This is a genomic window from Weissella paramesenteroides ATCC 33313, assembly GCF_000160575.1.
GTDB lineage: Bacteria > Bacillota > Bacilli > Lactobacillales > Lactobacillaceae > Weissella > Weissella paramesenteroides.
In genome coordinates this window covers 426,798-440,809 of record NZ_GG697129.1, presented here as the reverse complement: position 1 = coordinate 440,809, position 14,012 = coordinate 426,798, and the positions used below count along the sequence as shown (strand labels likewise).

Annotated in this window: 13 protein-coding genes; all 13 read left to right on the top strand. The window is 36.5% G+C overall.

The window, feature by feature from the left end:
* Nucleotides 1–379: 379 nt before the first annotated feature.
* The 13 genes from HMPREF0877_RS05040 (at nucleotide 380) to HMPREF0877_RS04980 (ending at nucleotide 13,957) form a co-directional block, all read left to right on the top strand.
* Nucleotides 380–1,192 (top strand): transporter substrate-binding domain-containing protein, encoded by an 813-nt coding sequence (locus HMPREF0877_RS05040; RefSeq protein ID WP_002828169.1) that lies wholly within the window; start codon nucleotides 380–382, stop codon nucleotides 1,190–1,192.
* Between the two features lie 70 nt (nucleotides 1,193–1,262).
* The gene (locus HMPREF0877_RS05035; protein ID WP_002828168.1) at nucleotides 1,263–1,538 is read left to right on the top strand and encodes an acylphosphatase; all 276 of its coding nucleotides are present in this window, start codon (nucleotides 1,263–1,265) and stop codon (nucleotides 1,536–1,538) included.
* Nucleotides 1,539–1,634: 96 nt separating this feature from the next.
* Complete coding sequence (locus HMPREF0877_RS05030) at nucleotides 1,635–2,531, top strand: prenyltransferase (RefSeq protein WP_002828167.1); 897 nt, start codon at nucleotides 1,635–1,637, stop codon at nucleotides 2,529–2,531.
* 237 nt (nucleotides 2,532–2,768) lie between these two features.
* A complete protein-coding gene (locus HMPREF0877_RS05025; protein WP_002828166.1) occupies nucleotides 2,769–3,923 on the top strand; it encodes an AI-2E family transporter in 1,155 nt (384 codons plus the stop codon).
* A 110-nt stretch (nucleotides 3,924–4,033) separates the two neighbouring features.
* Complete coding sequence (locus tag HMPREF0877_RS05020; protein WP_002828165.1) at nucleotides 4,034–5,479, top strand: glutamate--cysteine ligase; 1,446 nt, start codon at nucleotides 4,034–4,036, stop codon at nucleotides 5,477–5,479.
* 57 nt (nucleotides 5,480–5,536) lie between these two features.
* Nucleotides 5,537–5,947 carry a DUF6508 domain-containing protein gene (locus HMPREF0877_RS05015; protein WP_002828164.1) on the top strand — a complete coding sequence of 137 codons (411 nt, stop codon included), beginning with the start codon at nucleotides 5,537–5,539 and terminating at the stop codon, nucleotides 5,945–5,947.
* Between the two features lie 226 nt (nucleotides 5,948–6,173).
* Nucleotides 6,174–7,523: an amino acid permease gene (locus HMPREF0877_RS05010; RefSeq protein ID WP_002828163.1), complete on the top strand. Its 1,350-nt coding sequence runs from the start codon at nucleotides 6,174–6,176 to the stop codon at nucleotides 7,521–7,523.
* A 66-nt stretch (nucleotides 7,524–7,589) separates the two neighbouring features.
* Nucleotides 7,590–8,483 carry an alpha/beta hydrolase gene (locus tag HMPREF0877_RS05005; protein WP_002828162.1) on the top strand — a complete coding sequence of 298 codons (894 nt, stop codon included), beginning with the start codon at nucleotides 7,590–7,592 and terminating at the stop codon, nucleotides 8,481–8,483.
* Between the two features lie 14 nt (nucleotides 8,484–8,497).
* Nucleotides 8,498–8,713, top strand: a complete 216-nt coding sequence (locus HMPREF0877_RS05000) for a hypothetical protein (protein WP_002828161.1) — start codon at nucleotides 8,498–8,500, stop codon at nucleotides 8,711–8,713.
* Nucleotides 8,714–9,108: 395 nt separating this feature from the next.
* Nucleotides 9,109–9,876, top strand: coding sequence for a LytR/AlgR family response regulator transcription factor (locus HMPREF0877_RS04995; RefSeq protein WP_040760619.1), 768 nt, complete (start codon nucleotides 9,109–9,111; stop codon nucleotides 9,874–9,876).
* A 690-nt stretch (nucleotides 9,877–10,566) separates the two neighbouring features.
* Nucleotides 10,567–11,340, top strand: a complete 774-nt coding sequence (locus tag HMPREF0877_RS04990; RefSeq protein WP_002828158.1) for a (S)-acetoin forming diacetyl reductase — start codon at nucleotides 10,567–10,569, stop codon at nucleotides 11,338–11,340.
* 165 nt (nucleotides 11,341–11,505) lie between these two features.
* The gene (locus HMPREF0877_RS04985; RefSeq protein ID WP_040760616.1) at nucleotides 11,506–12,450 is read left to right on the top strand and encodes a YihY/virulence factor BrkB family protein; all 945 of its coding nucleotides are present in this window, start codon (nucleotides 11,506–11,508) and stop codon (nucleotides 12,448–12,450) included.
* Nucleotides 12,451–12,586: 136 nt separating this feature from the next.
* Nucleotides 12,587–13,957 (top strand): NAD-dependent succinate-semialdehyde dehydrogenase, encoded by a 1,371-nt coding sequence (locus tag HMPREF0877_RS04980; protein ID WP_002828156.1) that lies wholly within the window; start codon nucleotides 12,587–12,589, stop codon nucleotides 13,955–13,957.
* The last annotated feature ends 55 nt before the right edge of the window (nucleotides 13,958–14,012 follow it).

Here is a 14,012-nt window from a genome sequence, read left to right as displayed (position 1 = left end):
AAGATGCCTAACACGTTTTTGACGATTATTAAATTGGTGTACACCAAGATAACCTACCGCAAAAAACGCGTTAGGCTTTCACAAGCAACAATATAATGTGATGTGATGTGAATCATAGTGATACTCCCTAAAATTGAAAATTTCGAATTACTAACTGATTTCATTTTAGGGGTGTTACTAATTAAATGCAAGTAAAATTTTGAAAAATAAGAGTAGTTGACAAACAGATAATGAGCGGGTTATGATTTGCGTCAGAAACGAAAAGGGGTAACGATAATGAGCTTGGGGATGCGATGTTAAATTAACAGATGTATTTAATAATAAATATTTTGGGCAGTGAATAATATTAAAAAATTAACATCAGTTAGGAAATTATAAAATGAATAAATATACAAAAACCGCAGCTGTCGCAGCTGTTACGTTAATGGCCGCAAGTAGTAGTGTTTATGCAGTTGTACCAAGTGTATCTGCTAAATCTGTACCAGCTTATCAAAAGAACCTACACAAAAAGGGGACATTGACGGTTGGATTAGAAGGAACCTACTCACCTTATTCATATCGTGATAAGTCAGGTAAATTGACTGGATTTGAAGTTGATTTGTCAAAGGCTGTTGCCAAAAAATTGCACTTAAAAGTTGAATATTCACAGACAAAATTTGATTCGTTAGTCGCTGGACTAGGATCAAACAAGTATGATGTTGTATACAACAATATGGGAAAAACAAAGGAACGTGCAGCGAAGTACGCTTTTGCGGCACCTTATTTGTATACTAAGACAGTGATGATCACTAAAAAAGGCTCGGATATCAAATCAGCTGCTGATTTGAAGGGAAAGAAATCTGCACAATCGGCATCATCTAACTTCGGCCAAGCGGCAAAGAAGGCTGGTACCAATGTTGTGTCAGTTCCAGGATTTGCTGAAGCTATTGATTTAGTTAATTCTGGTAAGGCAGATGTGACATTGAACTCCCAAGATTCTTGGGGTGTCTATAAAAAAGCGCATCCAGAGACCAAATTAACAGCGAAAGTAACAAATGTGTTGGGTGATACATCAGCAGCACCAATGCTAAACAAGAAGAACAAGGCCTTGGCAAAGAAAATTTCTAAGGCACAAAAGCAACTAGCAAAAGATGGTACGATGGCAAAGCTTTCAGAGAAGTACTTTGATTCAGATTTGACAAAGAAACCATAACTTAACGTTATAATGGAGGTTGGAACAACAGAATATGTTCCAACCTTTTTTGCTATTGGAGGGGATATAAATGTTAGTTGCGAAAAAGATTATTGTACGTGGACGCGTGCAGGGTGTCGGCTTTCGTTATTCTACAAAAATTATTGCTGATAAATTAGGAATTAAAGGCAGTGTTTGGAATGAAACGGATGGTTCTGTGCATATTGAAGCGCAGGCAGAAAGTGATGCCATGTCAGATTTTATGGCAAAGATTAGTGTATCGCCATCTCCATATGCACGAGTGGATTCGGTTAATAGTAAAGATATACCAGTAAATGAACATTTGCATCGTTTCAGAACGTTGTAGTTGCATATGATGAAGATCAGTCAGCAATGTTACATTGCGTGACTGATTTTTTTCGTGTAAGCTGAGATGTTGAGAGTTTTTAGGAGGTTATGAGAGATGAGTATTAAAACGTGGTTGAAATTCGTAGAGGTTCAATCATTGGTTGCCAGTGTATTACCGTTAGTTCTCGGTAACTTATATGCAGCAATCACATATCAAGAATTTCATACAGGTTTTGCAATTGTTTTTGCAATTGTTGTGTTTGCTTTGCAAATGGTTGCTAATGTTTGGAATAATATACAAGATTTTAAATCAGCAACTAGTGAAGAATGGAAAAATGGTGTGAACAATATTATTGGTAATGGTGGGATTTCACAACGCCAAGGTTGGACAACATTATTGATTCTGACATTGATTGCGGCAGTTGGTGGATTGTGGTTAGCAGTACAAACCGGTTGGCCATTACTAATTATGGGTCTAATTGGGTTTTGGGTCGTTTATTGGTATGCTGGAACACCTTTACCATTGTCACGGACACCATTTGGCGAATTAGCATCAGGATTGACCATGGGATACCTTATTTTTTTGAGTGCGACTTATGTTAATATCGCGCCAACTTTTAATGGAGAGCTAGTATTTAAGGCGATTGTTGCTTCTGCTATTGCATGGTTCGCAATTGGCGATATTATGTTCGCTAACAATATTGGTGATTATGATGAAGATGTTGCTGAAGGGCGGCATACGTTAGCTTGGTACTTAGGCAAAGATCGTGCAGTAAAAGCATTTGGCTGGGTCTACATGGCTGGTTATCTTATGTTAATTATTGCCGTTATTTTTGGTATCTTACCATGGTTGTCTTTGGTGGCATTGGTTTCATTGCCAATGGTGATGAAAAATGTCAAAGCATTTCAAGCAAAGCCAATTAAACCTAACTTTCCATATGCCATAAAAAACGCAGTTATTATTTCGTTGACCTTAGCCATTGGGTTGATTTTAGCTTTAATTTTTAATTAATCATAAAAAATAAAAACGTATTTTGATGGTAGCTATCTATCAAAATACGTTTTTTAGTCTGGTTAAAGTATGACATCCTGTGGATAAACTGTGCAAAACTTTTAAGGGAAATTAGGTTAAAGTAAATTTAAAAGTGATTTATTTCACAAATTAAATGGCATATATAATTAAGGAACGGTAATTTATGATTACTTAATATCTGTTATAATTAGAAAAAAATGAAAGTGAGGGTGTGAAGTGTTAGAACACATAAAGCAATCAAAAACATTATTTTGGACACTAGAATTATTGGCCATTGCGTTATTAATTTTGATTGTGACACAACTGCGCTTTATTCTAGAACCGATTGGTCAATTTATTGGCGCTGTTTTTGTACCGTTGATTATTTCAGGATTTTTGTATTATATTCTAAATCCAGTAGTGGTAGCGCTACAAAAGATTCCATTAGGCAAGGTGAAGCATGTTAGTCGGGGTTGGGCAATTACGATTGTTATGTTGCTATTATTAGGTATTCTAGTTGCCTTGGTATTAACATTATTACCTGCGTTAGTTGATCAAATTTCTGGTTTGATAAAAAATATTCCAGTATTAGTAGATACCATTCAACATTGGGGTAATCAACTTAGTAAAATTAATTTCTCTAAGGAATATGGAATTGATTTTAACTTGGATAAGTTACAACAAGAGGTACAAAATATTGGCAAGACTGTTGTATCAGGTATGGCAACTAGTTTGAGTGCAGTGATTGCGAAGTTAACAGGGTTTACAGTAACAGCAATAACGGTACCTGTCATGACAATATATATGTTAAATGATGGTCATAAATTAGCGCCATTCGTTCAAAAGGTATTTCCTGAACGGCAACGCTCAAGAATCTCTGACATATTAGGACGGTTAAACAAAACACTTGCGCAATATATTAGTGGTCAAGTTGTGGAAATGATTTTTGTTGGTGTATTTACAGCTGTTGGGTACTTTGTCATTGGTCAAAAGTATGCTTTACTATTAGGTGTCTTTGCCGGCATAACTAATATGATTCCTTATGTCGGTCCTTATATTGGATTGGTACCAGCATTATTTGTTGCGATAACAGATTCAATTTGGCAGGTTGTTTGGGTGATTGCTGTCGTATTGATTGTTCAACAAATTGATAGTAATCTGATTTATCCACGTGTTATGGGAGCATCACTGCATATTCATCCATTGACAATCATTGTTCTGTTATTAGCTGCTGGTAATATAGCTGGGATTGCTGGTATGATCTTGGCAGTACCATTTTATGCAGTTATTCGTACCATTATTGTTTATGCTTGGCAATTGTGGCAGCTACAACAAATGCCAGAAGTAGAGACAAAAACAGCTATAGTGGAAATAGAGGAAGAAACAAATTAATTAAGCATATATTCCTAAGAAAACAACGAGATGTGGCCCTGGTGTGTGGTAGATTACCATGGACCGGGCCTTTTATCTATCTGCAGTCAGATAATTGAGAGGCGTTACTTATGGGAGCTAATTTAAATTTAGGAAAACTAGTAGAAGAAAATAATTTGTATGCGGAACTCCTTAACGGTAAATTCGGTATTGAACTTGAGACGCACCGGGTTACTCGTAAAGGACGATTGAGTCGAGCTAGTCATTCAACAAAGTTGGGATCAAGACGTATTCATCCTTATCTGCAGACTGATTATAGTGAGACACAAGCGGAATTAGTTACAGAAGCCGTTGGTTCATTTGAAGAAGCTCGTGATCGTTTATTGCAATTGCAATGGGTCTTACGTAGTCATATGGAAGATGATGAGGCAGTATGGCCACTAAGTATGCCACCGGAACTAAAAAAGGATGATCTGCAATGGTTAGACGAAACTTTTGAGAGAACCTGGGTACAAGATTATCGAGATTGGTTACAGCACAAATATGGTTCGACCCATGAAATTATGACAGGATTACACCTTAACTATTCATTGTCGGATGAATTTTTGCAGCATTTATTTGATGCTAGTGACCGTACAAATTTTAAAGCGTTTAAAAATGATGTTTATTTCCATATTGCTCGTCAAATTGTTGCGCACCGTTGGTTATTCAATTATTTATTTGGTGCAACACCATTTAATTTAAATGATTCGGATTCCAGAACACCACAATTTACCAAACCGGTGCGTTCATTACGCACAAGTGAATATGGTTTCGTCAATGATAAGGGTGAAGAACTAACATACGACAGCGATTATGCCAATCATCAACAACAGATCGAACAGTTGGTATCACAAGGAAAGCTATTTTCTGAGCATGAGATATACGGACCAGTCCGATTCAAGCGAAAAATTGATGATGAAAGTGAGATCGAATATTTAGAAATTCGTATTTTGGACACTGATCCATTTGATATTGCTGGTATTTCCGAGAATGATTTAAACTTAATTCATTTGTTATTGATTTACTTTTTGGTAAAAGATGACGAATTAACCGAAAGTGCATTACAACATAATGAAGATTTATCAAATAGGATTTCGCTACAGCAACCGACGGAAACTTTGATCAATAAACAAGATGCATTAGCGATCATGCAAGATATTTCGCAATTAGCCGATCATTTTGGGATGCGATTTAATGACGGCTTATCATTAATTACTGACCGTGTGTTAACGCCGTCTAAAACACCAGCTGCTAAAATGATTGCGGTGGCATCTGATACGACTGAAATGCAATTATGGGCAACAAAGCTCGGTAACGAACGAACTGATTATTTTAAAACACATGAAAAAGAACTATTCGAGACCTATTTTGGTAAAGGACCGCTTGCTCAAGTGATTCGTGATGCGATTGTAGCTGGGGTACGGGTACGACAATATGATTCAAACCGGGTGTTGTTGCAGTTTGACAACCATGCAGAAGTCGTGACAGAACCAACAGATTTGAATGAATTGTTTCCAGAGTTGGATATTTACTAACTTTAAATAAGTGATATAATGACAGTTAGTTATTAAACAACTTGGAGGATTTTGATAGTGAGAAAACAACATCCATTTGATTTTGAAAAATGGGATAAGTATCTAGCCGAAGCTGAGAATGTATCAGTCGATTGGGTAGCTGGTGATCATATGACAACATATCCAAATTACGATAAGCGGATGGTATCTTTAGCACAAGCTTTTGAGTGGTCCGACTTTTATGATCAGAATTTTGATCGTACCTTACATCAGAAAGAGCACGATCAATTATTAGAAGAAAATGTTGATTTAATTGCCCGGACCAGCCATGATTTTCGTGAATTACGTGCAGTAACATCCGTTGTGATCCATGGTGAGGTTCGCTTAGAAGGTCTATGGGCCGCAATGCTAGAAAAAGGGATTTTGCGTCGTTTATTACAGAGACTACAATCACAAACGCCAGATGATTTTCCGGGTCCTAATTATTAATTAAGAATGTTCAAGGATCCTCATCTACCAATCCAAATTGGTAGATGAGGATCCTTTTACTGTATAGTAATTATTTACATCATGAGCGCTTATTTTTTTCGAAATAATTAAAGATAAATTTAATTCTGGTTTTGAAAAATTTGAAAATTCTTATATACTAGTTAATATGTCTGTGTGAGATTCAGCAGAGAAGTATGGATTATTTAATAAAAAAGGAAGTGTGAAAATGTCACAACAAAAAGGTTCCCCGCAGAAACTTGAAAGAGGTTTAACTGGCCGTCATGTTGAGATGATTGCCTTAGGAGGAACAATTGGTACCGGACTGTTCTTAGGAGCAGGTCGATCCATCAGTGCCGCAGGGCCAGCTATTTTACTAGTTTATATTATTGTTGGCTTATTTATGTTTTGGATGATGCGGGCATTGGGTGAATTATTGCTAACTGATCCAAACCGGGCAACTTTTGTAGGTTTTATTGAAAAATACGTTGGACCTAAAGCAGGATTCATTATCGGTTGGACATATTGGATTGGCTGGATCACCATTGCGATGGCAGAATTAACAGCCGTTGGAAATTATATGAGTTTCTGGTTCCCTAATATACCTATTTGGATATGGGAATTATGTTTCTTAGCTATTTTATATGGTATTAATATTATTGCGGTTGCTGCTTTTGGTGAGACAGAGTTTTGGTTCTCGATGATCAAAATCATTGCCATACTAGCAATGATTGCCACTGGTGTGATTATGATGGTCTTGCATACAAAGACGTCATCAGGTGTCACGACGATCAGTAACTTATGGCAACATGGTTTTGTAGCTCACGGTGGTCGTCACCTATTGTCAGCATTCCAAATGGTATTCTTTGCTTTCTTAGGAATTGAGTTTGTGGGTATGACGGCTGCAGAAGCCCAAGATCCTTATAAAAATATTCCAAAAGCAATTAATTCCATTATTGTACGTATCTTGATTTTCTATGTTGGTGCGTTGATAGCAATTATGTGTATTCAACCATGGACAAACTACAGTGCAGGCAAGTCACCATTCGTTCAGGTATTTTCTGGGATTGGTGTGACTGGAGCAGCCGGAATTATAAATTTCGTTGTCTTGACTGCAGCAGCATCATCATTGAATAGTGCCATTTTTACGACTGGTCGCATGTTATTCTCATTATCAGAAGGTAAGGGTTACGCTGGTAAGTTAAACAGACGTTATATTCCATTTAATGCCATTAATATTTCAACAGCATTAATTGCATTAGCAGTGGTGTTAAACTTCTTCTTCCCAAAAAATGCCTTTGATTTGGTAACGTCAATTGCATCAGCAGCCTTTGTTGTAATGTACGCTGTATTAGTGTTCGCGCATGTGAAATATCGTAGAACAGCAGATTTCAAAAATGGCCAGCAATTGTTTAAAATGCCTGGTGCACCGGTGACAAATTATTTAACGATTGCGTTCTTAATTGGTATCTTCTTGATTTTGTTATTCACGCCAGAAACAATGCCAACAACGGTTTTGGCACTTGTCTGGTTTGTCATAATGATTATCATAAGTTTGCGAATAAAGAGTAAAAAGTAGTGTATGATGAAAGGATAGTTGTGTAGGCAATTATCCTTTTTGTCTATAGTTTTAAAGGGGGTTAATATGGCAGAGAGATTCATCGATCGTGATTATCAACGCACGGTCGCAAAAACAGATTATATTAAACAACAATGGCAAGATGTGCCTTACATGGCTGGTGAACGTCATGACTTAGATATTTATTTACCAAATGAAGGTCAGGGACCATTTCCAGTGATTGTGGACGTCTTTGGTGGTGGGTTGATTTTTGGTGACAAGAGTTCACATAAATTGGAACCAGCATTGCGATTGTTGGATCAGGGTTATGCAGTTGCTAGTGTTTCGTATACCTGGATTCAGGATGCAGATTTTCCTACGCAGATTTACGAGGTTAAAGCTGCTATTCGCTTCTTGCGGGCACATGCTGGCGAGTATCAATTAGATATGAATCATGTTGCTTTAATGGGAGAATCTTCAGGAGCCCATCTAGCATTATTGTCTGGTGTTACAGCCTCGGTAAATGCCATGTCAAACCATGACTTTGGGGATGCTGCTGATCAATCTGAAAAGGTAAACGCAATTATTGCCTTATATGGCCCTTATGAATTTGATAAATTTTTAGATCAATTTGAGGAAAGTGGTGTGATACCTAAATACCCAGAGACCGGAACGGCAGAGTCTTTTGAAGGCCAAATGTTTAAGCAACAAGCCCCAAAAGACGTGCCAGATAAAGTTGAAGAATACAATCCAGTCACTTATTTTAATCCAGCAATGCCACCGATACTAGCATTTGCGGGGACGGCGGATTTTGTTGTACCATATCAACAGACGGTAAATATGATAACCGCTGCTCGTAAGGTCGTTAGCGATGATCGAGCAGAAATCCATATTGTTGATGGCACAGGTCATGGACCGGATGCGTATATGACGCCTGAGAACACAGAAATTAAGGCTAATTTTTTAAAAAAATGGCTATAAATTGAGGTTATAAAATGATAGGCGCTTTTGGTAAAACTTTTTTTCGAGCAACGCCACAGCAATTGTTTATGCAATTAATGATTGATATTTTGTGGTACGTAATTTTTAAGCCAACTGATACATTTTCATTGTGGCTATATATTCTTATCTTGCCAGGATTTGATTTAGTTTCAGCAATTGGTAGTTTTTGGAATTACGTTAAGGATAATAAATCTGAAAAAAATAAATAATGTTCCACGTGGAACATTTCACAATAAAGCAGATGACTCTTCTAAGGGTGATCTGCTTTTTTAACGTTAAATAATAAAAAACGAACGGTTAATATTTTTTTAAACGATGCGATTAAAGCGTTTTAGGATATATGTAGGAAGGAGGTCGGTTGTTTTGTCATGATTATAAAAAATCACGGCTACATAAAACTAAAAAACTCTTTCATTCAGAATTGAAATTATTTGTATTGGACTTTTTTCCCTTAAAGAAGTCTTTTTATGTAGCTAGAAATTTAGTGAAATTCTCTCTTTCTACGGATAGAAGTTGAGAGGATAGATAAGCGGTATACATACCTAAAAAATAAGTTTAATTAGAAATTATATTTTAAACAAAGTAATTAGATGGAGGTCCTGTGGTGCTAAAAATAATAATATTAGAAGATCAGCATCATCAATTAACTGGGATATCTAATTTTATTAAGCGATATACAGAATTTGAAGAATTAGATACCAACATTAAGCTTGTGACGACGGATGCTCAAGAAATCAAAAACTTTGTACAAGCATGTACTGATCAAAATATTTTGTTTTTTTTAGATGTTGAATCACTGGAAAATGATCACAGTATCGTTGAATTAGGAAAATATATTAGGCATTGTTTACCATTAGCTCATCTTGTTTTTATAACTGAAAAGGACAATTTATCAACATTAATTTTAGAACAACGATTGGTACCTTTAGACTGTATTTCAAAAATTAAGTCTGTTGATGCTATTGAGGAGGCTATTCGACAGGATATTAATGTTGCTCTTGAGTTAGTTGTCAGTCATATGAAGAATAATCCAGAAAAATTTGTTTATAAGTTGCAGGCACGCTACTATGATATTCCAATGTCAGAAGTGCTTTATATTGCATCTAAGCCTAATCATGTGAATCGAGTTGTACTCTACGCAAAAAATATCATTGTTGAGATTAACGATTCATTATCGAGTATCGAGAAACGCCACAAAAATTTATTTCGATCGCATAAAGGATTTGTTATTAATTTAATGTCAGTTAATTATTTTGATATTCGTTTGAATCGTGTCTATTTTGATACCGAAAATCAAATATGGTGTCCGTTATCTGTTCGAAAAAAACAAAATTTCAAGAAGATTTGGCAACAAACAAATAATCTAAATTAACGGTCAATACAAAAAATACAACGTTCAATTATAGTTCATCTAATTATTCAAATGATGTGTACCATTATTTATAGAAAAGGAGGTGAGTACTAATATATCAGTCGTTTTTTGATATATTAAAAATTGTCATGCTGTTTTCAAAAAAATATCGACGATTGTTGCCCTTACATTTATTGTTACTGATTATGGGTGTTCAAGTAGGTGAGTTAATAAAAAGCAATAATTTTGTGTTGGAAGAAACTCTACAAACATACATTTCATTAGCCATTGTTATTTATTTAGAGGTGCAAGTTTATTTTCAAATAAAAAGAGAAACCAACTGATCTATTTATAAGGTATACTTATCTGTATTTTTCAAATTTTACTAAATTTAGTTGTTAAAGTTTTAATTTGGCAGTTAACATTTTAATGATTAGATTTAATTAGTAAGATTGAAGTTACAGAATTACCCGTGAAAATTAACGTAGGATGATGATAGTGTAGTTCAGTCAATATTGGTGTGGTAGCTTATTTTTATAAATGTTTTTTGTGAATAAAATTTCAAAACGAGCGTCTAATTAGTTTAACTACCACTAATTAAGTGCTTGTTTTGCATAAATTAATAGAAAATAATTTGTGAAAAAATTAACAAAACAGGAACATTGTGCTAGACTATAGTTGTTTCGAATAATACTATTGGAGGAATTAGTAATGACAAAGAAAGTTGCAATGGTTACTGGTGGGGCACAAGGTATTGGTGAAGCAATTGTTCGTCGCCTAAGTGCAGACGGATTTGCAGTTGCAGTTGCTGATTTGAATGAAGCTAAAAGTAAAGAAGTCGCAACTGATATTGAAAAGAATGGTGGTTCTGCAATTGCAGTCAAGCTAGATGTTTCTGATCGCGAAGGATTCTTTGCAGCTGTTAAAGAAGTGGCTGAAAAATTAGGTGGCTTTGATGTCTTAGTTAATAATGCTGGCCTTGGTCCTACGACACCAATTGATACAATTACTCCTGAATTATTTGATAAGGTTTATCATATCAATGTTGCTGGTGATATTTGGGGTATTCAAGCAGCCGTTGAACAATTTAAGAAGAATGGTAACGGTGGAAAGATTATCAATGCAACGTCACAAGCTGGTGTTGTTGGTAATCCAAACCTTTCTTTGTATAGTAGTACAAAATTTGCTGTACGTGGTTTAACACAAGTTGCTGCCCGTGATTTAGCCGAGCAAAACATCACAGTTAATGCATATGCACCTGGTATTGTTAAGACACCAATGATGTTTGATATTGCCCATGAGGTTGGTAAGAATGCTGGTAAAGATGATGAGTGGGGTATGCAGACCTTCGCAAAGGATATTGCATTAAAGCGCCTATCAGAACCAGAAGACGTTGCTGCGGCAGTAGCCTTTCTAGCTGGACCAGATTCAAATTACATTACTGGACAGACTATCGAAGTCGATGGTGGTATGCAATTCCATTAATTAACTAAAAATAATTAACTTTTAAACTGATGATAAATCTTTATATGGATTTGTTATCAGTTTTTATTTTGTGGCAAATAGCATAAAAATATAATGACCTAGTATTTGCTATCTACATCAAACATTGCGATACTGGATATAGATTTCGTGAAGGAGGAAGTACGCATGCGACAAATTCTTGTTGATGTTCACCGCCTGACAAAAAAATTTCAGATTGACCAACTACAAATCTTTTTTAAACGGGGAAATCTGAAAATGGTTGGGCCAACAATTACTTATTATGCCTTGTTATCAATGGTTCCCATTTTGATGAGTGTTGGGGCAGTTGCTAGTTTAGCGGGCATGAATGCAAGTGAATTGATTACACTACTTTCAGAGCAACTTCCTAGCAATATTATGTCAATTTTAGCGCCGATTATTCAATCGGTATTAAAAGGTGGCGTGGGAATTCTGTCATTTTCAATTTTGACAACAATTTGGGCAGCCAGTTCAGTATTAGCAATTATTCGTAAATCATTTAATGCTGTATATGATGTGCCTGAACGGGTTAGTGGCTTATTGACTCGTGTTTTTAGTTTTCTGTGGTTGATGGTTATTTTGATATCAGCGGTTGTGGTAATGCTTGTTAGTGCGATTTTGCCAGCAATTATTGCAGCAATCCCAGGTATCGGTTGGCTAGAATTTATTACTAAGCAACGTTGGATCATTACTTTAGCAGGACTTTGGGTTATGATGTGCGTCTTCAATGCAGCTTTACCAGCGAAACGCATCGCTTTAAAACCTTTGATTATTGGATCTGGTGTTGAAGTGATTTTGATGATTATTTTAAACTACTCATTTGGGTGGTATGCTAAGTTCACTGTAAAAAATGTTGGTTTTTATCAATCGTTAGGGTCGTTGCTTGTGCTAATTGTCTATTTAAATTTAATTGGGACAATCATGGTGATTGGACAGATTTTGATTGCCTGGTTAGAAGGACTTTTCGCCACTAGTCTTAACCCTAAAGAACCTATACCAATAGCTGCTAAGCGGCCTGCAGCTAGACGACGGCCAGCGTTTAATTTCAAAAAAATCACAAGTAGATATCGCCGCAGAAAAAGGCGCCGTTAAAGGAAAAATTGTGATTATTTAAACATAAATAAAATAACTTTGTGAAAGTATTTAAGCCCATTTTTTGTTAATTAGCGTTATAATGATGGCGTAGCGACCAATATTAATAATTGTCATTTACACTAAGGGGGATATTATGACGTACAAGACAACATATCCATATACTGGGGAAGTTTTACAGGAATATGCTAACGCAACTGCAGAAGATTTAGAGAAAGCACTGACAACTGGACATGCATTATACAAGACATGGCGTGGGACACCTGTTAGTGAACGTGCTGCGATTTTGCAGAAAATTGCTGATGCAATTGTGGCACACAAAGAAGAATTAGCTAAGGCAATGACGTACGACATGGGGAAGTTATTAACTGAAGCTGAGGGCGAAGTTGATTTATGCGCAAATATTGTTTCTTATTACGCACAAAAGGGTGAAGAGTTCATGGCTGATACGCCACTAGAGTCACCCGCAGGAAATGCTCACTATGTGAAGCAGTCAACTGGGGTGATTGTTGCGGTTGAACCATGGAACTTCCCATTGTACCAAGTTGTACGTGTCTTTGCGCCAAACTTTATTGTTGGTAACCCAATCATTTTGAAGCATGCTTCAATTTGTCCAAAGTCAGCGCAGTTATTCGCCGACTTAGTGATTGAAGCGGGAGCACCAGAGGGAGCTTTGACCAATCTATTTATTGATTATGATTTAGTTGCTAAGGCAATTCACGATCCACGTGTTGCGGGTGTTTGTTTGACAGGTTCTGAACGTGGTGGTGCGGCTGTTGCCAAAGAAGCTGGTGAAGCCTTGAAGAAGTCAACACTGGAGCTTGGTGGTAATGATGCATTCATTATTTTAGATGATGCTGATTGGGATGAAGTTAAAGCCGTTGCACCAGGTGCTCGCTTGTATAATGCGGGTCAGGTTTGCACGTCATCAAAGCGGTTCATTGTGTTAGCTGACAAGTATGATGAATTTATTGATATTCTGAAGGATGCCTTCTCAAAAGCTAAGGTTGGCGATCCGATGGATCCTACAACGGATGTGGCACCATTATCATCTAAGAGTGCGCAAGAAAAGTTACAGAAGCAGGTGGATACTGCTGTTGCTGGGGGAGCGACTTTAGTTTATAGTCAGGATCCAATCGATGGGGATGGATTCTTCTTCCAGCCAACTATCTTGACAGATATTACGAAGGATAATCCAATTTATAATCAGGAAATGTTTGGTCCAGTTGCTTCAGTTTACAAGGTTGATTCTGAAGAAGAAGCCATTGCATTGGCTAATGATTCAAGTTATGGACTTGGAAATACCATTTTCTCAAGTGATATTGACCACGCACAACGCGTTGCTGAACAGATTGAGACTGGTATGTCATTTATTAACTCAGGATGGGCTTCATTACCTGAATTGCCATTCGGTGGTGTTAAGAACTCAGGGTATGGTCGAGAGTTAAGTGAGTTAGGTCTGAATGCTTTCGTTAATGAGCATTTGATTTTTGAACCAACAAAGTAAAAAGTAATATAAAAAAGCTGGTGATCTTCAAATTTTGAAGGTCATCAGCTTTTTT

What these genes read in the sequence shown, in the direction of transcription:
- HMPREF0877_RS05040 (WP_002828169.1), top strand. Translation starts at nt 380, where the DNA reads ATGAATAAATATACAAAAACCGCAGCTGTCGCAGCTGTTACGTTAATG.
- HMPREF0877_RS05035 (WP_002828168.1), top strand. Translation starts at nt 1,263, where the DNA reads ATGTTAGTTGCGAAAAAGATTATTGTACGTGGACGCGTGCAGGGTGTC.
- HMPREF0877_RS05030 (WP_002828167.1), top strand. Translation starts at nt 1,635, where the DNA reads ATGAGTATTAAAACGTGGTTGAAATTCGTAGAGGTTCAATCATTGGTT.
- HMPREF0877_RS05020 (WP_002828165.1), top strand. Translation starts at nt 4,034, where the DNA reads ATGGGAGCTAATTTAAATTTAGGAAAACTAGTAGAAGAAAATAATTTG.
- HMPREF0877_RS05010 (WP_002828163.1), top strand. Translation starts at nt 6,174, where the DNA reads ATGTCACAACAAAAAGGTTCCCCGCAGAAACTTGAAAGAGGTTTAACT.
- HMPREF0877_RS05005 (WP_002828162.1), top strand. Translation starts at nt 7,590, where the DNA reads ATGGCAGAGAGATTCATCGATCGTGATTATCAACGCACGGTCGCAAAA.
- HMPREF0877_RS05000 (WP_002828161.1), top strand. Translation starts at nt 8,498, where the DNA reads ATGATAGGCGCTTTTGGTAAAACTTTTTTTCGAGCAACGCCACAGCAA.
- HMPREF0877_RS04990 (WP_002828158.1), top strand. Translation starts at nt 10,567, where the DNA reads ATGACAAAGAAAGTTGCAATGGTTACTGGTGGGGCACAAGGTATTGGT.
- HMPREF0877_RS04985 (WP_040760616.1), top strand. Translation starts at nt 11,506, where the DNA reads ATGCGACAAATTCTTGTTGATGTTCACCGCCTGACAAAAAAATTTCAG.
- HMPREF0877_RS04980 (WP_002828156.1), top strand. Translation starts at nt 12,587, where the DNA reads ATGACGTACAAGACAACATATCCATATACTGGGGAAGTTTTACAGGAA.